The organism is Phormidium yuhuli AB48 (assembly GCF_023983615.1).
Classification (GTDB): domain Bacteria; phylum Cyanobacteriota; class Cyanobacteriia; order Cyanobacteriales; family Geitlerinemataceae; genus Sodalinema; species Sodalinema yuhuli.
Map to the genome: position 1 here is coordinate 1,682,802 of NZ_CP098611.1, position 22,928 is coordinate 1,705,729.

At 52.6% G+C, this 22,928-nt stretch carries 26 protein-coding genes; 13 read left to right on the plus strand and 13 right to left on the minus strand.

What is annotated here, in order from left to right:
• The first annotated feature begins 99 nt into the window (after positions 1 to 99).
• On the plus strand, positions 100 to 1,506 hold the full coding sequence (leuC, locus tag NEA10_RS07240; RefSeq protein WP_252664657.1) for a 3-isopropylmalate dehydratase large subunit: 1,407 nt from the start codon (positions 100 to 102) through the stop codon (positions 1,504 to 1,506).
• A gap of 297 nt (positions 1,507 to 1,803) precedes the next feature.
• On the plus strand, positions 1,804 to 2,397 hold the full coding sequence (leuD, locus tag NEA10_RS07245; protein ID WP_252664658.1) for a 3-isopropylmalate dehydratase small subunit: 594 nt from the start codon (positions 1,804 to 1,806) through the stop codon (positions 2,395 to 2,397).
• Between the two features lie 41 nt (positions 2,398 to 2,438).
• Here the strand turns inward: leuD and NEA10_RS07250 are convergent, their stop codons facing one another.
• Positions 2,439 to 3,389, minus strand: coding sequence for a hypothetical protein (locus tag NEA10_RS07250; protein WP_252664659.1), 951 nt, complete (start codon positions 3,387 to 3,389; stop codon positions 2,439 to 2,441).
• Positions 3,390 to 3,651: 262 nt separating this feature from the next.
• On the opposite strand from NEA10_RS07250, the gene NEA10_RS07255 reads away from it, so the two are divergent.
• Positions 3,652 to 4,239: a cofactor assembly of complex C subunit B gene (locus NEA10_RS07255; protein ID WP_252664660.1), complete on the plus strand. Its 588-nt coding sequence runs from the start codon at positions 3,652 to 3,654 to the stop codon at positions 4,237 to 4,239.
• A 39-nt stretch (positions 4,240 to 4,278) separates the two neighbouring features.
• Here NEA10_RS07255 and NEA10_RS07260 read toward each other — a convergent pair whose 3' ends face one another.
• A complete protein-coding gene (locus NEA10_RS07260) occupies positions 4,279 to 4,593 on the minus strand; it encodes a DUF3155 domain-containing protein (protein ID WP_252664661.1) in 315 nt (104 codons plus the stop codon).
• A gap of 307 nt (positions 4,594 to 4,900) precedes the next feature.
• On the opposite strand from NEA10_RS07260, the gene NEA10_RS07265 reads away from it, so the two are divergent.
• Complete coding sequence (locus NEA10_RS07265) at positions 4,901 to 6,274, plus strand: GAF domain-containing sensor histidine kinase (protein ID WP_252664662.1); 1,374 nt, start codon at positions 4,901 to 4,903, stop codon at positions 6,272 to 6,274.
• 1 nt (position 6,275) lies between these two features.
• On the opposite strand, the gene NEA10_RS07270 is transcribed toward NEA10_RS07265, so the two are convergent.
• From NEA10_RS07270 to NEA10_RS07280, 3 genes are all read right to left on the minus strand, one after another.
• Positions 6,276 to 7,406 (minus strand): CO2 hydration protein, encoded by a 1,131-nt coding sequence (locus NEA10_RS07270; RefSeq protein ID WP_252664663.1) that lies wholly within the window; start codon positions 7,404 to 7,406, stop codon positions 6,276 to 6,278.
• Between the two features lie 57 nt (positions 7,407 to 7,463).
• Positions 7,464 to 8,978 carry an NADH-quinone oxidoreductase subunit M gene (locus tag NEA10_RS07275; protein WP_252664664.1) on the minus strand — a complete coding sequence of 505 codons (1,515 nt, stop codon included), beginning with the start codon at positions 8,976 to 8,978 and terminating at the stop codon, positions 7,464 to 7,466.
• A gap of 71 nt (positions 8,979 to 9,049) precedes the next feature.
• On the minus strand, positions 9,050 to 10,906 hold the full coding sequence (locus tag NEA10_RS07280; protein ID WP_252664665.1) for an NAD(P)H-quinone oxidoreductase subunit F: 1,857 nt from the start codon (positions 10,904 to 10,906) through the stop codon (positions 9,050 to 9,052).
• Between the two features lie 572 nt (positions 10,907 to 11,478).
• Here NEA10_RS07280 and NEA10_RS07285 point away from each other — a divergent pair.
• The 8 genes from NEA10_RS07285 (at position 11,479) to NEA10_RS07320 (ending at position 18,606) form a co-directional block, all read left to right on the plus strand.
• Complete coding sequence (locus tag NEA10_RS07285) at positions 11,479 to 11,790, plus strand: carbon dioxide-concentrating mechanism protein CcmK (protein WP_068787380.1); 312 nt, start codon at positions 11,479 to 11,481, stop codon at positions 11,788 to 11,790.
• Positions 11,791 to 11,905: 115 nt separating this feature from the next.
• Positions 11,906 to 12,244: a carbon dioxide-concentrating mechanism protein CcmK gene (locus tag NEA10_RS07290; RefSeq protein WP_159787204.1), complete on the plus strand. Its 339-nt coding sequence runs from the start codon at positions 11,906 to 11,908 to the stop codon at positions 12,242 to 12,244.
• Positions 12,245 to 12,256: 12 nt separating this feature from the next.
• Positions 12,257 to 12,556: a beta-carboxysome shell vertex protein CcmL gene (gene ccmL / locus NEA10_RS07295; protein WP_252664666.1), complete on the plus strand. Its 300-nt coding sequence runs from the start codon at positions 12,257 to 12,259 to the stop codon at positions 12,554 to 12,556.
• Between the two features lie 117 nt (positions 12,557 to 12,673).
• The gene (locus tag NEA10_RS07300) at positions 12,674 to 14,701 is read left to right on the plus strand and encodes a RuBisCO small subunit-like domain-containing protein (protein ID WP_252664667.1); all 2,028 of its coding nucleotides are present in this window, start codon (positions 12,674 to 12,676) and stop codon (positions 14,699 to 14,701) included.
• A 165-nt stretch (positions 14,702 to 14,866) separates the two neighbouring features.
• Positions 14,867 to 15,616 (plus strand): beta-carboxysome scaffolding protein CcmN, encoded by a 750-nt coding sequence (gene ccmN / locus NEA10_RS07305; protein WP_252664668.1) that lies wholly within the window; start codon positions 14,867 to 14,869, stop codon positions 15,614 to 15,616.
• A gap of 677 nt (positions 15,617 to 16,293) precedes the next feature.
• Positions 16,294 to 17,706 carry a form I ribulose bisphosphate carboxylase large subunit gene (locus NEA10_RS07310; RefSeq protein WP_252664669.1) on the plus strand — a complete coding sequence of 471 codons (1,413 nt, stop codon included), beginning with the start codon at positions 16,294 to 16,296 and terminating at the stop codon, positions 17,704 to 17,706.
• 102 nt (positions 17,707 to 17,808) lie between these two features.
• Positions 17,809 to 18,231, plus strand: a complete 423-nt coding sequence (gene rcbX / locus NEA10_RS07315) for a RuBisCO chaperone RbcX (RefSeq protein WP_252664670.1) — start codon at positions 17,809 to 17,811, stop codon at positions 18,229 to 18,231.
• Between the two features lie 33 nt (positions 18,232 to 18,264).
• A complete protein-coding gene (locus tag NEA10_RS07320) occupies positions 18,265 to 18,606 on the plus strand; it encodes a ribulose bisphosphate carboxylase small subunit (protein WP_252664671.1) in 342 nt (113 codons plus the stop codon).
• A gap of 281 nt (positions 18,607 to 18,887) precedes the next feature.
• Here the strand turns inward: NEA10_RS07320 and NEA10_RS07325 are convergent, their stop codons facing one another.
• The 3 genes from NEA10_RS07325 to NEA10_RS07335 all read right to left on the minus strand — a co-directional run bounded on the left by NEA10_RS07325 (position 18,888) and on the right by NEA10_RS07335 (position 20,455).
• Positions 18,888 to 19,106: a type II toxin-antitoxin system HicB family antitoxin gene (locus tag NEA10_RS07325; RefSeq protein WP_252664672.1), complete on the minus strand. Its 219-nt coding sequence runs from the start codon at positions 19,104 to 19,106 to the stop codon at positions 18,888 to 18,890.
• Complete coding sequence (locus NEA10_RS07330; RefSeq protein WP_252664673.1) at positions 19,103 to 19,327, minus strand: type II toxin-antitoxin system HicA family toxin; 225 nt, start codon at positions 19,325 to 19,327, stop codon at positions 19,103 to 19,105. Before NEA10_RS07330 ends, NEA10_RS07325 begins: the two co-directional genes overlap by 4 nt.
• Before the next feature lie 495 nt (positions 19,328 to 19,822).
• Positions 19,823 to 20,455, minus strand: coding sequence for a hypothetical protein (locus tag NEA10_RS07335; protein WP_252664674.1), 633 nt, complete (start codon positions 20,453 to 20,455; stop codon positions 19,823 to 19,825).
• A 131-nt stretch (positions 20,456 to 20,586) separates the two neighbouring features.
• Here NEA10_RS07335 and NEA10_RS07340 point away from each other — a divergent pair, with 131 nt between their 5' ends.
• Positions 20,587 to 20,844, plus strand: a complete 258-nt coding sequence (locus NEA10_RS07340; RefSeq protein ID WP_252664675.1) for a site-specific integrase — start codon at positions 20,587 to 20,589, stop codon at positions 20,842 to 20,844.
• A 169-nt stretch (positions 20,845 to 21,013) separates the two neighbouring features.
• Here NEA10_RS07340 and NEA10_RS07345 read toward each other — a convergent pair whose 3' ends face one another.
• From NEA10_RS07345 to NEA10_RS07365, 5 genes are all read right to left on the minus strand, one after another.
• A complete protein-coding gene (locus tag NEA10_RS07345; RefSeq protein WP_252664676.1) occupies positions 21,014 to 21,340 on the minus strand; it encodes a PIN domain-containing protein in 327 nt (108 codons plus the stop codon).
• Positions 21,337 to 21,585: a UPF0175 family protein gene (locus NEA10_RS07350; protein WP_252664677.1), complete on the minus strand. Its 249-nt coding sequence runs from the start codon at positions 21,583 to 21,585 to the stop codon at positions 21,337 to 21,339. The genes NEA10_RS07345 and NEA10_RS07350 overlap by 4 nt, the downstream gene beginning before the upstream one ends.
• A 70-nt stretch (positions 21,586 to 21,655) precedes the next feature.
• Complete coding sequence (locus tag NEA10_RS07355; protein ID WP_252664678.1) at positions 21,656 to 21,820, minus strand: hypothetical protein; 165 nt, start codon at positions 21,818 to 21,820, stop codon at positions 21,656 to 21,658.
• 220 nt (positions 21,821 to 22,040) lie between these two features.
• On the minus strand, positions 22,041 to 22,385 hold the full coding sequence (locus NEA10_RS07360) for a DUF433 domain-containing protein (protein ID WP_252664679.1): 345 nt from the start codon (positions 22,383 to 22,385) through the stop codon (positions 22,041 to 22,043).
• Between the two features lie 198 nt (positions 22,386 to 22,583).
• Entirely contained in the window at positions 22,584 to 22,880 is a 297-nt protein-coding gene (locus NEA10_RS07365; RefSeq protein WP_374111900.1) for a PIN domain-containing protein, read from the minus strand.
• Positions 22,881 to 22,928 lie beyond the last annotated feature (48 nt).

Below are 22,928 nucleotides of genomic sequence, written 5' to 3' on the forward strand. Positions count from 1 at the left end.
CCTGTTTCTGCTCACCAGTCGGGGGAGTTTTTGCCATCAATTCGGCCAGGATTTGCGATAAAATCAAAGACTACGCCTAACACAAAAACGCTGCCCGTAATGAGTAAGGGAACACTATTCGATAAAGTCTGGCAAACGCACCGTGTCGGGACGTTGCCGTCAGGACAAACACAATTATTTATCGGGCTGCATCTGATTCACGAAGTCACCAGCCCCCAAGCGTTTGCCATGTTGCGGGAACGGGATTTAACCGTCCCCTTTCCCGAACGGACTCTAGCCACGGTGGATCACATCGTCCCCACCGAGAACCAGGCCCGTCCCTTTAGCGATGTCCTCGCGGAAGAGATGATTCAAGCCCTTGAGGACAACTGTAAGCAATATGGCATTCGCTTCAACAATGTCGGCTCCGGTCGTCAGGGAATTGTCCATGTCATCGCTCCCGAACAAGGACTCACTCAGCCGGGAATGACCATCGCCTGCGGGGATAGTCACACCTCCACTCATGGCGCGTTTGGGGCGATCGCCTTTGGCATTGGCACCAGCCAAGTTCGCGATGTCTTAGCCTCGCAAACCCTGGCCATGAACAAACTCAAGGTGCGTCGCATCGAAGTTAATGGCCAACTGCGTCCTGGGGTCTATGCCAAAGATGTCATTCTCCACATCATCCGCAAACTCGGCGTCAAAGGGGGGGTGGGCTACGCCTATGAATATGCCGGGACGACCTTTGAGCAGATGACGATGGAAGAGCGGATGACCGTTTGCAATATGTCCATCGAAGGGGGCGCGCGCTGCGGCTATATCAACCCCGACCAGACCACCTATGACTATATCCAGGGCCGAGAGTTTGCCCCCAAAGGCGAGCAATGGCAGGATGCGGTGGCTTGGTGGGATAGTATGCGCAGTGACGCCGATGCTGAGTATGATGATGTGGTCGTCTTCCAAGCGGAGGAGATTCCCCCCACCATTACCTGGGGCATCACCCCCGGCCAAGGCATCGGCGTTGATGAAGCCATCCCCACCCCCGAGAGTCTGCCTCAGAGCGATCGTGCGATCGCTGAAGAAGCCTATCACTATATGCAGCTCTCCCCCGGCAAACCTATCCAAGGAACCAAGGTAGATGTTTGCTTCATCGGCAGTTGCACCAATGGCCGTCTCAGTGACCTCCGGGAAGCCGCCAAGTTCGCCCAAGGTCGCAAAGTGGCCAATGGCATTAAAGCCTTTGTGGTTCCCGGTTCTGAGGAAGTCAAACGCCAAGCGGAAGCTGAGGGCTTAGATAAAGTCTTCACCGAGGCAGGGTTTGAATGGCGCAATGCCGGCTGTTCCATGTGTTTAGCCATGAACCCCGACAAGTTAGAGGGAGATCAGATCAGCGCCTCCTCCTCCAACCGCAACTTCAAAGGTCGTCAAGGCTCCTCCTCCGGCCGCACCCTCCTGATGAGTCCAGCCATGGTCGTCGCCGCCGCCATCCACGGCACAGTGGCCGATGTCCGCAACTGGATTGACTAAGGTGATCCCCTATCACCCCAGGCGACCATAACACGACCCAATCTCTCCCCTCCTGGGAGGGGTCAGGGGTGGGTTCTCCCCTCCTGGGAGGGGTCAGGGGTGGGTTCTCCCCTCCCAGGAGGGGTCAGGGGTGGGTTCTTCCTCTTGCCCAAATGATGCGTTCCGGCAAGTTTGAGTCGATAGGCTTAGGTCAAAACCCCTACTGATGCCGGGACGCATCCTACCATCTTTTGCCTTTTGCCTTTTGCCTCTTGCCTCTTGCCTTTTGCCTCTTGCCTCTTGCCTCTTTCCTAAACCATGACTCAAGTTAAACAAATTTCTGGACGCGGAATTCCCTTAACCGGTGATGACATCGACACCGATCGCATTATTCCCGCTCGTTTCCTACGGTGCGTTACCTTTGACGGATTAGGTGATCATGCCTTTGAAGACGATCGCCGTCAGATGACCGGACAACATCCCTTTGACCAAGCGGTCTATCAGGGAGCCAGTCTTCTAGTGGTCAATGCCAACTTTGGCTGTGGTTCAAGCCGCGAACACGCCCCCCAAGCCATCAATCGCTGGGGGATTCAAGCCCTAGTAGGGGAAAGTTTCGCGGAAATCTTCTTCGGTAACTGTGTCGCCATGGGAGTTCCCTGTGTGACCGCGTCGAGCGAAGATGTTAAATCTCTGCAAACGGCGATCGCCAATAATCCCCAATTAACCCTAACCTTGGACTTAGATGCCATGGAAGTCCGGGGAAGTGACGGTCTGACCCTTAAGGTCTCCATGCCTGAGGGGGCCCGTCAAAGTTTCCGGGATGGACTCTGGGATAGTTGTGGCCAGTTGGCGACACAAATTAATGCAGTGCGCGATCGCGCCCGGGAACTTCCCTATCTCTCCTGGACTTAACCCTCTGGGCAGGGGATTCTCCCTTGCCCAGTCTGGTCCTCCTAAGATGGCCGGGTGCTACGGCTTGAGCGACGAGTTTTAGAAGACCCAGAACTACTACCTCGGTTGGGTCGTGTGGTGGTGGGACGAGTGGTCGTTGGACGGCTGCTGGGACGAGATGTTTTGGGGCCTGTGGTTGTGGGACGAGTCCGGGCCGTTGGCTTCGCTGCCGATGAGCCAGTACGGGGTGCGGAAGTGCTCGGGGGACTACCTGCCGCGTTACTGCGGGTGGTGCGGAAGGTGACATTAACTCCCTCGTTACTCTGTTCAAGCACTAACAGGGGAGTGGGTTTCGCAGTCTGATCCCAATGAATATAGGCCACACGACCCTGTAACGCTGGCTGCCACGTGTCGTTATCGCCAGCAGGGCTAAGATAGGTCTCAATACAGTCAATAATTTGGCTGATGGTGGCACTGGTGGGTTGGGTCGGGAGTTTCGTCAGTTTAATCTGAATCCGGAACAAGACCCGTTTTTTGATGTTGGCACCGCTACCGGTTTCATATTCCACATCAAAGGTTTCGTTCACCTGTCGCCCTGTGCCTCGGTTTTCAGCACTCGGACGCAGCGCCACAGAGATTTTACTCTTAACCTTGACCTTAATTTGGTTGACAATGCCAAAGTGGAAGGTTTCTTCTTCCATCCGCATCCGCAGATAGTCCAAGTTAAACTCTCGGGAGTGGATCAGGTCGGGGTTGCGTTCCATCTTGCTGATGGTATCGATGGCCCGCTTATATTTTTTGTGAAGTTCCCGGTTTTTGAATTCCTCGGTGCGCAGTTTTTTCCCGAGTTTGTCCTTTGTAACGTTATAGGCAACCCCGGCGGCGATGGTACTCACCAACAGCAACCCCGAAACACCCATCCAAAGAATGGGAGGAGAGGAACCGTCAGCCGCTCCCGGTTCGGGGGGAGCTTGGGCTAAGGTCGGTTGGACTAGGATAATGGGAGTTGACATGGCGGATAACTCCATGGGTGTTATGCAGGTGAGTGGTTCAGAATTGCCCCCTAGAATGCCATAGTCAGTGACCAGGGTGGATGGACTAGGTGGTCTTTAGGGTCAGTTGGATACTGGCCCCTCCCGACAATCGGGAGTCGAAACGAAGACCCTTACCCTACATTGTATTCTATGTCCTCTGTACCCCAAACTCGATAGGTCACTTCAACTGGCAGGGAGAGCCATCAGATTGTAAAATTATGTAAAGTCTAGGTGAGCCTCAATGGATACTGTTTCCTTAAACTCGATCGCCGTTCCCACCCTTTTGATGGCCGTTGGGCTATTCTTCTTTATTCGTGCCTCGGTGAAAGACCGTACGGAAGTCCTGTCTCTAGAATGCGATCGCCCCCCAGAATGGCTCTCACGTCAGTTAAAAGACTACTTATGTGGGCGCAGCTACCGAGTCGTCGGGTTTGACCCTCAAGAGAACCGAGTCACCTTTGAAGGAGAGGTGCGGGCCAGTTGGTTCCTGGCTATTTTCCTAAGTTTTTTGGCAGCCATTGGCTTTCTCTGCGTAGCCTTGGTTTTAGCCACACTTATCCCGAGCCTATCTCAAGGCATTATTGCCTTGGTGTTCCTCTCTCCCTTAGCCGGAGCCTTCTACTGGCAACAGGCGAATCGGCGAGAGCAAGTCCTCGTGACTGTAAGCGAAGAGGAAAAAACTTCCCCCAGGCACAGTGCCGAGGGAAGTCTGGCTACAATTATCGGGCACCGGGACGAGTTGGCCGCTCTAAAACGAGCTATGCCAGAACTCCAGCCGAACCTGTCGACGGAGTCGCCCCAAGAGAGCACACCGAACTCCACAACCTAAGGAGACGTTGCTAAAGTCTCCCTAGACCGGTCTCAGGAGCTAGCTAGTGGCTGCTGCCTGAATTTTCTCTTGCTGTTCAATGACTAACCGCAAACTGGGAAACAGAAAATGGTTCTCTTCGACGTATTGCGCGCCAAACAGACCTTTCTCTGCCCAGAAGTAGCGATCGGTCGTATGCTCGTTGCGCTTGACTAAAAGTAGTGCCGGAGGCGCAATTTGCTCAGATTTGATATACTTACGTGCAGCCGTGACGGGTTTATCTTGACCGCTCTCAATACTATACTGAGGCACGTGTTCTAAGATTCTTCGTCCTTCTTGACGGCGACGGCTCTTTCTCTTGCGTCTTCTTGCCAAGGTGTATTACCTCCTCTGTTTGCCGACGGGTTGTAGTGATAGCTACCAAAACCGAGCAAAATATATCAGATCTTGACAAGATTTTCAACTCCTTTGCCCAAATCCTATAAGTAATTTTTAAGCGTCTATTCACCGTACAGAAATGCCTTCCGGCATTCCTGCCCCAGTTCTGGTCGTAATAAAAATTCACAAATAGCTGACAAACCTGTGGGTGGAGAGGATGGGGACTGGGGTTGAGGCCCGTCCGTGGGGAGGCTCCGGCCTCAAGCCCTGGATGACTGTAGAGATGCGATGGCAAGGAAAACCCATGAGTTCCGAATTGATGTTGTTGTGCCAGGAACAAGTGGCACTGTTGGAGAATACCTTGGGAGCTTCCCCCGTAGTGGTCTATCTGGCGGAGACCTTCCTCGGGGGGAATGACCATAAACTGGTTCCGGCCATTGCCAAGCCCGATCGCCGTGTGGCTTGGGATGAAGTCTCTGTGCGGGGCGATCGCCAGCGCGGCCCGCAAATTCAATTGCGTTCCGCCGAACCCAATAGTCTAGATACAGTCCTTCTCTCCTCAAGAGGGCATCTACTTCCCCAAGAGGCGCAGGACTCCAACCCTACCGACGAGGAACTTCCCCTTGAGGAGGAGGAAGAGGACACCTATCAACTGGTGATGCCCATCATGCACGATAACATCGCCGTGGGTCTGTTGGTGACGGCCCGGGCGAGCGAACCCTGGAGCGAGGGCGATCGCACCCTAGTCGAACAAATCGCCCATACCATCGCCCTGGCCTGTCTCATGGAACAGCGACAGCAATGGACTGAACGCAGTTACCGCCAGCAGCAACACCTGCAAATCCAGCAACATCACCTCTTACATGATTGGTTGCATCAGTTTCGCAATCCCCTGAGCGCCCTACAGATTTTCGGCAAGCTGCTGGTGAAACAACTCCCCAGCGATGATCCACGCCGCTCCTATGCCGATAGTATTCTCCGGGAGAGTCACCGACTTCAGGATCTCTTACTCGACTTCCGAGGGGCGATTGATGCCGATCCCTTCCGACTTCCTCAAGCCTCCGAGAGGGGCAGCGAACCTAGCCCTGACCCCCCTCCGGCTCCTAGTAGCTCCCCGTCCGCCTTACCCCTACTCCCGGGTCGCCAAGCCCCCCAGAGCCGCCTGGATCTCAAAGAGATCCTAGACCCTCTCCTCAGTTCCGCCAGCACCTTAGCCCAAGAGCGTCACTTAGACCTGACAGTGTACTTCAGCGATACCCTCCCGGTCATCCAAGGAGATCGCCGCTCCCTCATCGAAGCGGCGGGTAACTTAATTGATAATGCTCTCAAATACACCCCAGCCGGGGGCGAGATTGCCGTTGATGTCCGCCCCTCAGTCCAACCTGAGTTGGGGGATGGGGTCGCCATGACCATTAGTGATAGTGGTGTGGGGATTCCTCCCGAGGACCAAGCTAACCTGTTTCAGCGGCGTTACCGAGGGGTCCAAGCAGCGGGGGAGATTCCCGGGACTGGCTTGGGGTTGGCGATCGCCCGCGATTTGGTGCGCCAGATGGGAGGCGATATCTGGGTCACCAGCCCCCCCCAACATCCCGATCAGCAGTTTCAGAGCGATCGCGGCAGTAGTTTCGTCCTCTGGCTCCCTCAAGCCAACTCAGAGGGGCCGTTAGAAACTCCCTAACCTAACCATTGGCTTCACGAATCCGGGAACTGAGAAAACGATTCATCCATTGTTCCAGATAGGCTCGATTCTCCCCTTGCTGTTGCGGATCGGTTGTGGTCAAGGGATGGGGGGCTAAGCCTTGAATGGCCGCCGTCGTGACACAGAACATCGATTTCTGGAAGGTGACACAAATTTGCACTCGAAGATCATCCTCTTGACGAATGCTGCGCCGATACACCTCATGGAGATAGTCCGGCAGGAAATGGCGCATATCCTGCATTAACTGGGTCGGAGGAATCCCGGCCCCACCAATGGGTAAGGGGTCGGCATAGAGGGCACCATAGGTAAAATCCCCCTGCTCATCGGGAATCTGGAAAGCTTGGGCATTATAGGAGACGGTTCCGGGGAAGGGAGTGCCCCGAAAGAAAATCGCTTCCACATAGGGAACCGCCGTGTCCATAAGAAAGGTTAACCCCAGAGACTTAGGCATCAGGTCATAGGATTGCCCTTTAATCTCCACCGAGTAGGTAATGGGACGACTGGCATCTGCCACTAAGCCGTCCAGGATATGTTTCACCACATCGGGAATCGAGCGAATCTCTTTAGCATCATAGCGATCGCTCAACTCCAGAAAGATATCACTCATCACCCGCCAGAACTGGCCCAGGGCGCTGTAGTAGCAGGACATCCGCACTTGTTCGGGCAAGAAATCGGGGAAGAGTCGATGCAGAAGCGACAGGAGGGGATTCTGACGAACTTTTGCCTGAATCGCGGCCTCGGCCGCCTTAGCAAACTCATCACTGTCGAGATAGGTATCGACCCCATTGCCCCCATGCCAGAGCATCGAGCGCATACAGTATTCGGCATACTCGTAGTTAATGCGATCGTGCCACCAGAAGCGCAACAGTTTCGAGAGGCTCACCTCCCCGTTGAAGTATTTGAAGAAGGGAAACAGCATTAAAAACTGTTCCTGGGCAATATAAATCAGATTATTGGAGTAAGCATCTAGCACTACTCCATAGCTTTTGAGAATACCCACCACTTCCAGGACATTCTCCGGGGTGTCCTTGAGTAATGCCTGTCCCTGTTCCAGGCGGTGGATATACTCGGCCAGGGGATGCTGAGACGGAGCGAGAGGAGTACTAACCATGAAATCAGCCGTTAACAGTTGACAGTTGACAGTCGGCCACAACTGGACCGTCTTGCACTAGGGATTTGCGGAGGGAAACGATGGTGCGTCTACCGCCGAGGAGAGTTGGGCCACGGCCACTGGGGGAACCAGTCGTGCTGCATCCGTATCACTCCAGCGGACTAACCAGTTCGGTTGTAAGCCAAACACCACTAGTAAGACCGTCAGGACTAAGGCGGGGATGCGATCGCCCCATTGCACGGGGGGTAAGTTCATAACCACATCCGAGAGACGACCAAAGAAGACTCGGTTCACCATCAACAGGAAATAGACCGCCGTTAGACCAGTTCCCACCAAACACAGAAGGGTCGCCACGGGGAACACGGGGAAACTCCCCCGAAAGACGAGAAATTCTGAGACAAATCCCACCATTCCTGGGATACCCGAACTCGCCATCACACCGACAATCATCAAACTGCCGATAATGGGCAAACCTCGTTCCGGGTTGAGTAAGCCACAGAGTTTATCAATATCCCGGGTGCCGGTTTTCTTGCCCACAACCCCCACCAGGAGAAATAACATGGCCGAAATCAGACCATGACTGACGGATTGGGCAATCGCCGCCAACAGACTTAAGTGAGTTCCGGCGGCGGCGGCTAGGAGGATGTAGCCCATGTGAGCGATGGAGGAATAGGCTACCATCTTCTTCATATCCTGCTGAGCAATTGCCGTTAGGGCCCCATAGAGAACACTAATCACCGCAAAAATGACGAGGACTGGAGCCGCCACAGACCAGGCTTCTGGCAACATTCCCACGCAGAAACGCAACAGGCCATAGGTTCCTAATTTCAATAAGACCCCAGCTAAGAGAACCGAGACTGAGGTTGAAGCTTCCACGTGGGCATCGGGGAGCCAGGTATGGAAGGGAAAAATGGGAATTTTGATGGCAAAGCCGATGAATAAGCCGGTCAGCAAAATCAGTTGACTGGCTAGGGGTAAGGTTCCTGGGGCTAGGACCCTATAGTCAAAGCTGGAGGCCCCGGTGAGCCAGACTAATCCTAAAAATGCGGCCAGGATGAAAATTCCTGAGGTGGCGGTATAGAGGAGAAATTTGGTGGCGGCATAGTTGCGCCGGGCCCCGCCCCAAATAGCAATGAGGAGATAGAGGGGGATGAGTTCCAGTTCGTAGAAGATGAAGAACAGGAGCAAATCCTGGGACAGGAAGGCGCCGGTGACGCTGAGGTTCAGGACTAACATTAGGGAGTAGTAGAGGCGAGGCCGTTCCAGTTTGTCAGGGCTACTGAGAATGGCAATCAGCGTCAGGAGCTGGTTTAGGATAATTAGGGGCAGTGAGATGCCATCAACTCCGAGATGGTAACTAAGCCCAAGCCAGTCGACCCAGGGCAGTTGTTCGGTGAACTGCATCCCTCCCACGTGGGGGTCAAAGTTGACCACTAGACTCAGGCTTAAGCCTAAGAGAGCTGTCAACACCACAACACTAATGCTACGAAAGCGGGATGAGGGTAAGGATTGGGGCAGCAAACAGGTCATCATTGCCGCAATCAGGGGAATCAGGAGTAATGCACTCAACATGCGTAGTTCTTAAAAGTTGGAAGTTTAAAGCACAATCAATTCAGGAGGCTCACTGGGGAATTGGGGACAGATTAAAACCCCCATAGGGCCAGGAATACGAGGATTCCTGTGGCGGCTAAAATGGTCAAGACATAGGATTGGGATTGACCCGAAATACTATATTTGAGAGCTTGACCGCTAAAAATGGCCACCCAACCCACCAGGTTGACGGCACCATCGACGATATAGCGATCGAAGGCGGAGGCGAGACGAGAAAACCCTGAGACAAAGGCGACAACGGTGACTCGGTAAACCCGATCAATATAGAAGTCGTAGGCCAGCAAATCTTGCCAGAAGCGCACCGACAACTTCTGAGAGCGAGCATTGGTGCGTTCTAGGGGGATAATGCTGCCCACTATGATTCCTGCAAGCCCGCTCACCACCAGTAAGGGGTTACCAAATTGAATAAGGGGATTGTTAGAAAATGCCCAGGGGCCATCCCAGGTCAGCAACAACTGCCAATGTTGCAGCATTAGGGGAACTAGGAGGGTGACAATAATTAGGGACACCATGGGAACTGCCATAGTCCAAGGGGCCTCGGGACTGCGGCGACTTTTGGCTTGATGCTCTCCGAGGAAAACGCAGCGGAAGACTCGGGTGAGACTGACGGCATTTAAGAAGTTAACGAGCACGAGGATTAATACCAATCCCGGAGACACTTCCTGAAAGCCATTCACCCAACGGCGAAAGGTCCAAAACGTCCCTAGGGGCAGGATGGAGACTAACCCCGCTCCACCCACAACAAACGCGGTGGTGGTGGCAGGCATTCGTGACCAAAGACCCCCCATTTCTGTGATGTTTTGACTGTTGGTGGCTAGGATGATGGAGCCGACGCTAGAGAAGATTAGGGCTTTGGCGATCGCATGGGTGAGCAGGAGCAGTAAGGCGATATCGACTTGTCCTAACCCCACGGCGATGAAGACTAATCCCATATAGGCACTGGTGGAATGGGATAGGGCCCGCTTCAGGTCGATTTGAGCCAGGCACATGAGGGAGCCCCCAATGGCGGTGATGGTCCCGATGATAATTAGGGCATCATAAACGACGGGGGAGAGGGTGAAGACCGGTTGCAGACGAATCAGGACATAGGCCCCGGCGGAGACCACAACTGAATTCCGCATAATTGAGGCGGGGCTGGGGCCTTCCATGGCTTCATCAAGCCAGAGGTTCAGGGGAAATTGGGCACATTTACCGATGGGACCGGCGATGAGTCCTAACCCGAGCCAGGTGGCGGTCCAGAAGGGTAAGGGGTTGGTTTCGGCCCAGGCTTCAAGTTCACTGAAGGTTAGGCCGGTTCCATAGCTCGATAGGGCCACTAACCCCATGAGGAGTAGAATGTCTCCGACCCGTTTGGTGAGGAAGGCATCGCGAGCGGCGGTGACCACGAGAGGCTGTGCATACCAAAAGCCCACCAGGAGATAGGTGGACAGGGTGAGCATTTCCAGGAGACCGTAACTTAGAAGCAGGGAGTCGCTGAGGGCGATGCCGCTCAGGGCCGCTTCAAAGAACCCCATTAACCCGAAGAAGCGGGCTAGGGACCAGTCTTTTTCCATGTAGCCTAGGGCATACAGTTGAGACATGAGACTGATACCGGTGACCAGTCCCATGGCCCCAAGACTGAGGGGGGAGATTTCGATGGCAAGAGATAAGTCTAAATTGGCGGCGTTGAGCCAGGAAAATACCAGTTGCTGGGGGGGTTGCCCCCAACTTTGGACGTAGGCGGCAGACCCGTGAAGAAAGGCCACCGAGGTCATTAGTAGATTGAGATACGCTGCTGGACGAGGGCCGCTGCGTCGAACCATGCCTACGGACCAAGGGAGACTGAGGACGGCGCCTATAAGTCCGTATAAGGGCACGAACCAACAGGTCTGTAGGAGAAAACCACTCATTTTATCGGGAGTTTTAGTGCGTCTGAGAACATTTTCAAAGCTCAGCTGAGTGCCAAAGCCGATCCGTTACCGGAGGCTTGGTGAAGGCCGGATCGGTGAACCGTTGTCCTTGGCTTTGGCACAAGGTCGAATTTTAAGCAATACAGCAATTATACGGCAGTACGTCCGTGATCCCCCCATTGGATCTCGTGGCGGAGGGGGGCTTGGGGGGGCGATCGCTTCAGTTAACTTTTATTAAACTATCCGATTTGCAAATATCATCTTGCTTTATATTGTCAAAGGAGCCAAAGTTTCCTACTCTTTGTATTGGGATTGAATAATTTAGCCTTCCCCGTCAAAATTTTGCTGGACTGAAATTTCTGGCAAGCCCAGGGGTCAACCCCGTAGGCAGAGGAGCCAACAGTCATGTCGGAAGACATGGGCCTGCGCGGTTTGATCTGGAACTATCCTGGCAGCCAGAGGGTTTGTCGAGCCGAGTTTTGGCACGTTCACTGGGGGTCGCCGAGTGCGATCGCCCACTAGCTTGCAGTTCAAACGCATCAAGCGTATTTTTTCAAGGAGCGATACTCGTCATGTCAATTGCGGTAGGAATGGTTGAAACCCTGGGGTTCCCGGCAGTGGTGGAGGCCGCTGACTCGATGGTAAAAGCCGCTCGGGTGACCCTGGTCGGTTATGAAAAAATTGGATCTGGTCGGGTGACCGTTATTGTCCGGGGCGATGTCTCGGAAGTCCAAGCGTCAGTGTCCGCCGGAATTGACGCTGCCAACCGAGTCAATGGTGGACAGGTGCTGTCAACGCACATCATTGCCCGGCCTCACGAAAACTTGGAGTACGTTCTCCCGATTCGCTACACCGAGGAAGTCGATCAGTTCCGAACCTACTAATCGAACGCTAGCTCAGGACGTTGGTGGGCGATCGCAGGCGATCGCCTAAAGAGGGAATCCTTCGGTAGCGGGTCTGAGTTGGGATGATGCTTTATTTCAGGAGTTAGAGAAAACAATGTCAATTGCTGTAGGAATGATTGAAACCCTCGGGTTTCCGGCGGTGGTGGAAGCTGCTGATGCGATGGTGAAGGCCGCTCGGGTGACCTTGGTCGGCTATGAGAAAATTGGCTCGGGTCGCGTGACGGTGATTGTCCGGGGTGATGTCTCTGAGGTGCAGGCCTCCATCGCGGCAGGGACCGATAATGTGAAACGAGTCAATGGGGGTGAAGTCCTCTCGACCCATATTATTGCTCGTCCTCACGAGAACCTGGAGTATGTTTTACCGATTCGTTACACCGAAGCTGTGGAACAATTCCGTGAGAGCATTGGTTCGCCTCGCTCGATTAGCCGCTAAGCCTGAGAGATAATGCAAATTGCCAGAGTCTGCGGAACCGTCGTCAGCACCCAAAAGTTAGAGAAGATGAGGGGGTTAAAACTCCTGGTCTTACAACTGGTGGATGCTGAAGGAGAGCTGCTTCCTGACTATGAGGTCGCTGCTGACCTTGTGGGTGCTGGAGTGGGAGAGTGGGTTCTGTTCAGTCGGGGGAGTGCGGCTCGGGTTGAACCCGGTCGTGAATTGTCTCCGATTGATGCGCTGACCGTCGGCATTATCGACACGGTAAGTTTAGAAAACCGACAGGTTTATAACAAAAAAGATCGTTACTAATCGTGAACGGGTCGCTGCCTAGGAACTAAAGTTTTTAGCCATTTTTACCCAAGGTCTGTTTTGGCTGTGTCCGAACAGGGTTGGGGCCATTGAGTTGATTGAGGATCAAAATTCGTTATGGTTGTCCGCAAGCGCGCGGCTCCATCCCCCCAGCGGGAGCTTGCCGAACCTAAGATACATCACACGGCCTATGTGCATTCGTTTGCTAATGTCATCGGCGACGTCACCGTCGGCGAGGAAGCAACGATCGCACCGGGAACCTCGGTTCGCGCTGACGCGGAGTCGCCGTTTTATATCGGCGATCACGCGAATATTCAGAATGGAGTCATCATTCAAGGGCTTAACGGTGCAACGGTTGTGGGCGATCGCCAGCGTGAATACGCGGTGTGGATCGGTCGCAACAGTTGTATTGCCCATTTAGCCTTGGTCCATGGTCCGGCCTACATTGGAGACGATTGTTTCATCGGCTTTCGTTCGACGGTGTTTAACGCTCGGGTGGGTCAAGGGTCGGTGGTGATGATGCACACCTTGATCCAGGATGTTGAGATTCCTCCTGGGAAGTATGTGGCATCAGGATCTGTCATTACCACCCAAGCCGAGGCGGATCGGCTGCCCGATGTACGACCAGTAGATCGGGACTTCGCACAGTATTTGCTTGAGGCTAGTGTCGCTTTGCAGCGAGGGGTCTCCTCGTCCTCAAACCCAGAGGGTGAGTCTTCTGCACGACAGTCAGCCACTCGGGCAAATGGTAACGGTGACGGCAAGGACATCGCTGTATCTGAGGATACGTCAGTAGGGAGTATGAGTTTAACTAATGAAGTGACCGGGCAAGTGAAACGCTTGCTCCAACAGGGCTACAAAATCGGCATTGAACACGCCAACCCCCGCCGATTTAAAACGAAGTCTTGGCTAACGGCTGGGACCTTATCTAACACCCGCGCCGATTCGGCTCTCCGGGAAATCGAAACGGTCTTGAGAGAGTATGAAGGGGAATATGTGCGTCTGATCGCCATTGACCCGGATGCGAAACGGCGTGTTACGGAGATGATTGTTCAGCGTCCCGGAGAAACCCCAAGTCTTGGCGGGGGTAGCTCCTCCGGGACGTCGTCGTATCGAGCGAGTCGCGGCAATGGTGCCGGTTCAGCGTCGGCGGCAACTGGGGCCAGCTTGGATGCGAGTGCGGCGGATCAGGTGCGATCGCTCCTGCAATCGGGCTATCAGATTGGGGTGGAACGGGCCTCGGCTCGCCGCTTCAAAACGAAGTCTTGGTTGACGGTGGGAACGTTATCGAGTTCTCCCCAGGCGGCTATCTCGGAACTGAATCAGATTTTGGCTGAGGCCGCTGGGGATTATGTCCAACTGATTGGGATTGACCCCGCTGCGAAACGCCGGGTGGTTGAAGCCATTGTGCAACGGCCTGATGGCGTGACCCCCCCGAGTAAAGGGACGGTGGAGAAAGTTGCTGCTGTGACCAGTCAGGGAGCAACGGCTCGCTCAACCTCGGGCCAGGGGTCTTTGGATGGCGAAACGGTGGAATTGGTGCGATCGCTGCTGTCTCAGGGCTATCGTATTGGTACGGAACACGCCACCCCACGCCGCTTCAAAACCCAATCCTGGAAAACCTGCGCCCCCATTGAGTCGAAACAGTTGAATCAGGTTCTCAACCAACTTGAGGCTTGTGTCGCTGATCATGCGGGTGAGTATGTGCAACTAATTGGTATTGACCCTGAGGCTAAACGTCGCGTCAGTGAGACAATTATTCAGCGTCCGGGGTCTCAGAGCAATGGTCACGCGCGGGCGACCAATGGCCGTAAAGGCTTTGGAGCGAGTGCGAGTCAGTATCAGGCTCAGAAAAATGGGAACAGTCGCGCGGTCACCAGTAGCCAACTGGAGCAGGATACCCTCGACCAAGTGCGATCGCTGTTGGCCCAGGGGTATCGCATCGGGACTGAGCACGCGACAGCGCGCCGCTTCAAAACCCAATCCTGGAAAAGCTGTTCCCCCATTGACAGTTCTCAAATGACGGACGTGGTTCCAGCTCTTGAGGCTTGCATGAAGGAACATAGCGGTGAATATGTGCGTTTGATTGGCATTGACCCCAACGCCAAACGCCGTGTTCTGGAAACTGTGATTCAACGCCCGTAAGGGATAGGGCAGATCACATGAGGAGCAAAATGGCAGGATAACTACCGATTGCCATGGGGCCAACTCGTTAACACTGCCATTTCTTCTCATTCCGTGAACTGATTAGGGACACTGGTTCACATTCCCTGGACCGGTTCCCTACGTTTGATAACCCGTGAGAACCCAATGCAACCGCTACCGATATCCCCCCTAGAGCGCGAGGATGTCTTCGTCAGTGGAGACGTTACCATTCATGCCAACGCGGCGATCGCTCCAGGAGTTGTTCTACAAGCGGGGCCCAATGAGCGCATCATCATTGCAGATGGGGTTTGTTTGGGGTTAGGTGTTGTAATTCATGCTCATCAAGGCAATATTTGTGTTAAGGCTGGAGCCAATTTAGGGGCTGGAGTCTTAATTGTTGGAGCTTGTACGGTTGGCCCTTACGCCAGTATTGGAGCCGCCTCGACGATTATTAATCAGGATATTGCGCCCGATGATGTGGTCCCAGCCGGGACAGTCCTGGGCGATCGCAGTCGTCCTCAGGAAGCAGTCCCCCCCGAGGTGTCTAACCCAGCTCCCCCCCAGTCCGAGATGCCTTCTCCCTGGGATGCCGAATCCTCTGAAACCTCGGTCCATCAAGAAGACCAGCAGCCAACCCCTCCCCAAGCTGACTCAGGAACTCCACCCGAGACCTCTGCACCAGACCCCTCGGGGCCACCTGAGTCTCCCCCAGACTCACAGGAGGCAGAGTCCCCTAATCCTGACCCAGCTATCCCAAATGTAGAGGAAGCAGTTGAGTCTGAGCCTGCCGTCGTCAAGCGACTTATTTATGGGCAAGTTCATCTGAATCAAATGTTAACAACTCTGTTTCCTCACGCTCACCATTTGAAATCTCCTTCTAATCCCAACCCCGCTCATCCCTCCGAATCCTCCTAGGGGATAAAATTCAGAAGTTTGACGACGATTTGCCCCTGAGCCATCCAAATATCCTGAATATCTAGGACCCTCCCGGCGATCGCTTGAGATGCCCTGATTCCGTTCGATCCCTTCCCCTGACTCCTGTGGTTTTTTCCGCAGGGGGGGGAGGGGTTTGTCTTTTTTTTTCTTCAACATCTGTCAGATTTCTTTACATCGAGACAGGCATTAGGCAAACTAATCAGCCTCCCCAAAAATTGCAATGGGGATAGGCGCAAAAAACAGTCAACTCTAAAAAAAAAAGGATCCGATCCGTGATAGGATGCTTCTTGGTAAGGAAACATTCAATCCGAACTGTTGGCTTCATAAACTTCCCACGTCAAGCGTGCAAATTGACGCGAGAAAAAAATTCGACTGCGTTTCCGAAACGAAGCGTCGGCCGAGTTCAGGCTTTCGCCGACGTTGTTGGTTGCCTGGGTACAGGTTCCTAACCCCAGCACTGACTCGCGCAAGCGGGAAGTTACCGCAACTGAATCTCACCGCCACTCACACTCATGACACTCCTGTATTGGGTCTTACATGGGTGTTGATCATCCGGACTTCAGAGACGACATCTTGTCGTAGGAGTCTTGAGGAGGAAGCGTGCAGATCGTTGTTACTTATACGAAACCCTGATACCCAAGGAGAAAGCGAGGAATATGGTACAAGCGAAAGCTGGATATAAAGCAGGTGTGCAGGACTACCGCCTGACCTACTACACCCCTGACTACACCCCCAAAGACACCGACCTGTTGGCATGTTTCCGCATGAGTCCCCAACCCGGTGTTCCGGCTGAAGAAGCCGCTGCTGCTGTAGCCGCAGAATCCTCCACCGGAACCTGGACCACGGTGTGGACCGACGGACTGACTGACCTCGATCGCTACAAAGGTCGTTGCTACGATATCGAGTCCGTCCCCGGCGAAGACAACCAATACTTCTGCTTCGTCGCCTACCCGATGGATCTATTTGAGGAAGGCTCTGTCACCAACATCCTCACCTCCATCGTTGGGAACGTGTTTGGGTTCAAAGCCCTCAAAGCTCTGCGCTTAGAAGATATCCGCTTCCCGGTTGCCCTGGTTAAAACCTTCCAAGGCCCCCCGCACGGTATCACCGTTGAGCGGGACAAATTGAACAAATATGGTCGTCCTCTGCTCGGTTGCACCATTAAACCGAAATTAGGTCTGTCCGCTAAAAACTACGGTCGCGCCGTCTATGAATGTCTGCGCGGTGGTTTGGACTTCACCAAAGACGACGAAAACATCAACTCTCAGCCCTTCATGCGCTGGCGCGATCGCTTCTTGTTCGTTCAAGAAGCCATCGAGAAAGCCCAGGCTGAAACCAACGAAATCAAAGGTCACTACCTCAACGTGACCGCCCCCACCGTTGAAGAAATGATGAAACGGGCCGAATTCGCCAAAGAAATCGGCACCCCCATCATCATGCACGACTTCCTCACCGGTGGTTTCACCGCCAACACCACCCTGGCTCGTTGGTGCCGTGACAACGGTGTCCTGCTGCACATTCACCGTGCCATGCACGCCGTCATCGACCGTCAGAAAATCCACGGAATCCACTTCCGCGTTCTGGCCAAATGTCTGCGCCTGTCCGGTGGTGACCACCTCCACTCCGGTACCGTCGTCGGTAAACTGGAAGGGGAAAAAGGCATCACCATGGGCTTCGTTGACCTGATGCGTGAAGACTTCGTCGAAGAAGATCGCTCTCGCGGTATCTTCTTCACCCAAGACTGGGCGTCCCTTCCTGGCGTTATGCCCGTCGCTTCTGGTGGGATTCACGTCTGGCACATGCCCGCATTGCTGGAAATCTTCGGCGATGACTCCTGCTTACAGTTTGGTGGTGGAACCCTCGGACACCCCTGGGGTAACGCACCGGGTGCAACCGCCAACCGTGTGGCTCTCGAAGCTTGTGTTCAAGCCCGTAACGAAGGTCGTGACCTCATGCGTGAAGGTGGCGACATCATCCGCGAAGCGGCTAAATGGTCTCCTGACTTGGCTGTGGCTTGCGAACTTTGGAAAGAAATCAAGTTCGAGTATGAAGCGGTTGATACTCTCTAATCCCGCTTAAGTTGCTAGTGGTAAGGGCGACCCTCTATGTAAGGATCGCTCATGACCACTAGCCCAACTCTGCCAAGGCGTTTCGGGAAGGATAAAGCCTAGATGTATCCGAAAAAAGTCGCCAACGATACGGCCAAGGTGCTGCAAAGCTACCTCACCTATCAAGCGGTTCGGACTATTATCGAGCAGCTTTCAGAAACGAATCCTTCCCTGGCCCTTTGGCTCAGCGAGTATTCTTCGAGGAATCGCGTTCAAGATGGTGAGGCGTATTTGCAAGGCTTGATGCAGGAGAATAAGGAACTCATGCTGCGAGTCTTGACGGTACGCGCTCATCTGGCGGAGTCAATTTTGGAGTTGTTACCGAGTATGGTGATGGCCCAGATTGAACAGTCCAACACGGACCACCGCCGCCAACTGCTTGAACGCCTAACCCGAACGGCTGAACCTACTTCACCATCACCTAGCTCGACTTCAGGAGAGGACTCAGCGCCTCCGGAGTCTGAGCGTCGGGATGTCCCTGATTAACATCATTTGTCACAGAACAAGGAGTCATTTCTGATGAAAACCCTGCCTAAAGAGCGTCGTTACGAAACTCTGTCTTATCTTCCCCCTCTGACTGACCAACAAATCATCAGCCAGATCCAATATATGTTCGACCAAGGTTTCATTCCTGCGGTTGAATTTGAAGAAGATCCCCTCCCCAGTGATCACCACTGGACTCTGTGGAAACTGCCTCTGTTCTCGGCTTCTACTCCTCAGGATGTGCTGAGCGAAGTGCGTGAGTGCCGTTCTGAGTACTCCAACTGCTACATCCGCGTGGTGGGTTTCGACAACATCAAACAGTGCCAAACGGTGAGCTTCATCGTTTACAAACCCGGCCAAGGCATCGGTCGCTACTAAGTCACATCTCCTCTCATCGAGATGGAATCTTGCTGAGAGGATAATGGGCTAGGACCCTGTCTTAAGGCTAATTGCCCCCCGACCATCGTTTGGGTTCAGGGGGCTTTTTCTCATGCAGAACTTTGACCTGATTCTGTATTATGGCAATAAATAGGAGGTATAGATAGGACAAAAACTATGTAGGGGCAATCCCTGGTCGCTGAGCGATAGTCGAAGTGGTGGTGTGCCCTTTTTCAGCAAAGATTGTCCTCACCGAACCTTCGCTTGCTATACCAAAAGCGTCAAGCCACTTGGAGTGTTCTGGGTTCGGGAATCATTTCACCTTCTGCCTGCCAAGCTTCCAAGTACATTTCTATGACTTCTTCACCGTTATGAATTGCTTCTTCACGAGTTTTTCCGTGAGTGCAAGGCATCACGACAAGGTCAGCAAATTCGGGAATTGTGACCAAGAAAAGCTGATCTTCATCAGACCACTGAACAATCATGCTGTATCGATTCATGAATCCTCGTCCTCTCTTAACTCTTTGAGTGCAGTAAGTAACTTTTCTAGTTGTTTTTCTAGGTAGAGTGGCACATCATCTCCATCCTTGCCTGGAATAGTCAGTGTTTTTCCGATCAAAGGATGTCGCCAACGTTCATGGCTACCCTTGCCACGCTTGGGCAAGTAAACAAATCCTTCACGGGCAACCTGAGCTTTCAACTCTCGAATCTTCCTGGGCATGGATATTGTCTTGGTGTTCTACCCTATTTTCTCACTTTCCTTCTTTTCAAGCCACTGTTACATCGAGCGTGGAAACGCAAGTGATGTTTAACCTTTCAGCATTGCTAATGACAGAGCGTTGTTACTCCATTCTGGTATCTCAGTAAGTAAACGAGCAGCGATCGCATCTTGCTCATCAGCCGGCAAAGTTTTCAATTAGGCGATCGCACGCCCAAGCAACTCAGTCATTGCTACTTCACCCAGAACTTTATCCTCATTCTATCGATTATCGCGGCTCTCAGGCCGATTGAGCAGAGCCCGATCACGCTCTCGGAAAGCGTATAGACTTCCCTGATCCTGCCAATGTTGTTGAAAAGTAGGCATTGTTGCCAAAAACATCACATTCCCAGCTTGATAAGATTTAACGTTGCCCATCACCCGCCGCAGATCACCTTTGTATCATAACCGAGCAGTTCTCGACGGTCGGTATGCATGGGCGTTGTTAGGCATCTGGAATCAAGCTGCAATATCTTTGATTGCATAGTGATGTCCCCTTTGCCAAAGACCTTGGACAGGTTTGGGTAGTAAGGTTAAAAGTGCTTCTAAAGTTGCCTTCCCAGCTTCTCTTGTACCTTGTAAATCACTAAAGTGGTATGCAGACAAATTCCTGCCATACTCCCGACAATAACGAATAATCGCTTCAAAGAGTTTCGCAGAGTGTTGTATGCCACCATCACGTATCATCGCGTCTAAATCCAGAACTAAAGCATTGGAGAAATCAACTTGCGGGTCTAGAAGTATAAGTTCTGTATTTCCTGAGTATCTCCATGTTGTAGCACTCTCAAGCTGGCTGACGAATTCACCAAAGAGCTTTTGACTAAATGCCCATGGAATCATGGTCTTATTTTCGTATTTAACCTTTCCTATGTCTTGCATGTCTGGAATACAACTCGGATGCCAGTACCCTCCATAGCCTGCACAGTAGAAATGAATATAATGTGCTGAGCGATTGTCGAGATAACCAATGCGCGGTATTACTTCGTCCTTTCCAATTTTTGAAAATGGTGGTGCAAGAACTATGCAGCAAGCGGCACCATCCTTTCGTTGACGATGAGCTAAAACGTGTTCTAGTTTTGGTGCCTCAAGCATTTTTTATCTCCGTTGTATGCTCACAACCTATCGCTGGAGAGAAATCGTCTGCCTAACGGTCGCGCTCACCGGACGCGTCTGCACATGCAGGATAACACCCGCTTTGGTCGTCTTTTAGCGCAAGTCCTGTCATGGAAGTGCCTCAATCGCCTAAACTTCTGGATCGCGTGCGCCAAGCCATCCGCTTCCGGCATCTCAGTCGCAAAACCAAGAAGTTCCATCTCGATTATATCCCAGACTGCATCTTATTTCACCAAAAACGCCACCCCAGAGAGATGGGACTACCAGAAGTCCGCGCCTACCTATCTCCTCACCTCGCGGTCACTAAAAAAATGGCTGCCTCCACCCAAAACGTTGCCCTCAGTGCCTTGCTCGTTCTCTACCGCTAAGTTCTTGACCTTCCCTTGCCAGACCTTGATGTCCTTGAGCGGCCCCAGCGCCCCAAGTGGTTGCCCACTGTGTTCTCGCGCCCGGAAGTGGTGGCCATCCTGGCTAAGTTTGGGGATGACCCAGAGGCTTTGGTCATCCGCCTACTCTACGGGACTCGGAAGAACCGAATTAAGTTTCGTCCACCATATCCAAAATCTGGTTGTACAAGGCTGGAGAGACTCTAAATTCTGATGTGGCAATCATAGCGTCTATCAATGGCTTGACGGTAGCAATCAAATTTTTGCGTTTAGCTTCAACCAAAATACCCAGCAAACCTGTAATTCTCACTCCTAAGCGATCGGCTTCTGCTCGACCACGACGCTCATCAATTAACAGCAAATCAGCCTTGAGTTCCAGGACAAGGGCGATCGCTTCAGATTCACCCGGATCTAACCTCGCCTCATTTTGAATGGCAGCTAGATTCGTGATGACTGATGTATCACTAATGACAATCACAGTCGCCCCAACTCCCGTAGATTCTTCAAGTCCAGTTCAAAATCCTCAACATCGTAGGAGTAAAGGGGGATATGACGCTGTTTGAGGAGTTGACGAAAGGTGTTAGGTGACATCTCCGCGAGTTGACTGGCATACCCCAGGGTTAAACGGCCCGTTTGAAACAGGTGTAATGCAATTTCCTGCCGAAACTCACTGGGGGTAAGCCGAGACGCTTGCAAGATTTCGTCTGAAATGATGACACTCATAGTAGGATGACCTCTTCAGGTGTAATTGTAGGGTGACTTTTCTCTATTGCTCACGGGGCTATAACCATTGTTACATTGGCTCATCGATGTCATTGGAGTAAATTCTATCGATTACCCGGGCCACAATCCTGCGTACCCATTCCCGCTGTGCGGCTGGGAACGCCTGCTTCAGCCAGGGCAGGGGGGCGGGGTCGTCATGGTAATATTGGGCGATCGCCTCGACCATCGGCTCCACTGAAGTGTTAGCTGGCGTTCCACTTCAGTCATTCAAGCCAACGAAAAGCGCGGCGCAGTTCGGCAGTGCCATCAAGCGGATACCAACGACCATGAGCTAAAACCACTCGATCTGGATGCCATGCAATCATAGTATCAACTAAATCCTTTAAGTGCTGTGGATGTCGCCGAAAACTGGCAGCCATATGCCGTTAAAATTTTCCTCAGTTAGAAGGCGCATTTTATCTCGATTCTTTTTGTGACTGACGAGTAAGCAAGCGCTGCCTCAGATCGACTAGGTTATGCCTTTGAGTAAGTTCTTCTCTGAGTTGCTGGGCTTTTTGATTGCGCTGCTCTAAATAATTGTCGATTTCCTGACGATGGTTTAGATAATAAGCGATCGCACTGTATATATCTTCTAAATGAAGAACTGAATACTGAATAGCGATCTCTTCAGGAGTGGAGCCATTATGGTATGCAGCGAGTAGACTATCTAGAGTCACTCGGCTCGAACCAATACGGATACCCCCCGCTTCATCCCAGCGTAGAGGAGGAGAGGTTGCTTGGAATTTTGCTGGGGTGCTCATTAGGGACATATTGCACCTGAGTTGAACTTTACACCAATATTTTAGCAATAAGCCTAGTGCATGGCTTGAACGCAACGTTGCTCACCCCTTTAAGCAATAGTGCTCTCCTCGGTACGTAAACGAGCAGCGATCGCATCTTGCTCATCAGCCGGCAATGTTTTCAATTCGATAAGATTTAACGGTGAAGTTAGCCTGTGCCTAGCGGTTATACGGTTGCTCCATTTTTAGTCCTGGAATGACTCGATAATGCTTAGTATTGAAGGTGCAAAGGGTAAAGCCCTGACCTACAGCACAGGCAGCTATCAAAGCATCAATTAATCCCACTTTATGTGACAAATGGTAAGTCGTGAAATCTGAGAGAGCACGCGCACAGTCAATTTCAGTAGGCCAGACTACAGGTAGTGGTGCGACAAGTTGCAAGGCTTTACGAACTTGTTGCTTATTTTGTGCGTCCTGAATCAACTCCATAATAACGAAGCCAGGAATATTTGGCAGTTCTTGGAGAGAGGCAAACTAACTTAAAGCAGGTGTAAAGCCTCTTTG

Bases quoted from the DNA above. Each gene is read 5' to 3' on its own strand.
- NEA10_RS07330 (WP_252664673.1), bottom strand. From the start codon at position 19,327: ATGCCCAGGAAGATTCGAGAGTTGAAAGCTCAGGTTGCCCGTGAAGGA.
- NEA10_RS07285 (WP_068787380.1), top strand. From the start codon at position 11,479: ATGTCAATTGCGGTAGGAATGGTTGAAACCCTGGGGTTCCCGGCAGTG.
- NEA10_RS07250 (WP_252664659.1), bottom strand. From the start codon at position 3,389: ATGTCAACTCCCATTATCCTAGTCCAACCGACCTTAGCCCAAGCTCCC.
- NEA10_RS07280 (WP_252664665.1), bottom strand. From the start codon at position 10,906: ATGAGTGGTTTTCTCCTACAGACCTGTTGGTTCGTGCCCTTATACGGA.
- NEA10_RS07275 (WP_252664664.1), bottom strand. From the start codon at position 8,978: ATGTTGAGTGCATTACTCCTGATTCCCCTGATTGCGGCAATGATGACC.
- NEA10_RS07350 (WP_252664677.1), bottom strand. From the start codon at position 21,585: ATGAGTGTCATCATTTCAGACGAAATCTTGCAAGCGTCTCGGCTTACC.
- NEA10_RS07255 (WP_252664660.1), top strand. From the start codon at position 3,652: ATGGATACTGTTTCCTTAAACTCGATCGCCGTTCCCACCCTTTTGATG.
- rcbX (WP_252664670.1), top strand. From the start codon at position 17,809: ATGTATCCGAAAAAAGTCGCCAACGATACGGCCAAGGTGCTGCAAAGC.
- leuC (WP_252664657.1), top strand. From the start codon at position 100: ATGAGTAAGGGAACACTATTCGATAAAGTCTGGCAAACGCACCGTGTC.
- leuD (WP_252664658.1), top strand. From the start codon at position 1,804: ATGACTCAAGTTAAACAAATTTCTGGACGCGGAATTCCCTTAACCGGT.
- NEA10_RS07290 (WP_159787204.1), top strand. From the start codon at position 11,906: ATGTCAATTGCTGTAGGAATGATTGAAACCCTCGGGTTTCCGGCGGTG.
- NEA10_RS07340 (WP_252664675.1), top strand. From the start codon at position 20,587: ATGGAAGTGCCTCAATCGCCTAAACTTCTGGATCGCGTGCGCCAAGCC.
- NEA10_RS07265 (WP_252664662.1), top strand. From the start codon at position 4,901: ATGAGTTCCGAATTGATGTTGTTGTGCCAGGAACAAGTGGCACTGTTG.
- NEA10_RS07270 (WP_252664663.1), bottom strand. From the start codon at position 7,406: ATGGTTAGTACTCCTCTCGCTCCGTCTCAGCATCCCCTGGCCGAGTAT.
- ccmN (WP_252664668.1), top strand. From the start codon at position 14,867: ATGCAACCGCTACCGATATCCCCCCTAGAGCGCGAGGATGTCTTCGTC.
- NEA10_RS07310 (WP_252664669.1), top strand. From the start codon at position 16,294: ATGGTACAAGCGAAAGCTGGATATAAAGCAGGTGTGCAGGACTACCGC.
- NEA10_RS07360 (WP_252664679.1), bottom strand. From the start codon at position 22,385: ATGAGCACCCCAGCAAAATTCCAAGCAACCTCTCCTCCTCTACGCTGG.
- ccmL (WP_252664666.1), top strand. From the start codon at position 12,257: ATGCAAATTGCCAGAGTCTGCGGAACCGTCGTCAGCACCCAAAAGTTA.
- NEA10_RS07300 (WP_252664667.1), top strand. From the start codon at position 12,674: ATGGTTGTCCGCAAGCGCGCGGCTCCATCCCCCCAGCGGGAGCTTGCC.
- NEA10_RS07325 (WP_252664672.1), bottom strand. From the start codon at position 19,106: ATGAATCGATACAGCATGATTGTTCAGTGGTCTGATGAAGATCAGCTT.
- NEA10_RS07320 (WP_252664671.1), top strand. From the start codon at position 18,265: ATGAAAACCCTGCCTAAAGAGCGTCGTTACGAAACTCTGTCTTATCTT.
- NEA10_RS07335 (WP_252664674.1), bottom strand. From the start codon at position 20,455: ATGCTTGAGGCACCAAAACTAGAACACGTTTTAGCTCATCGTCAACGA.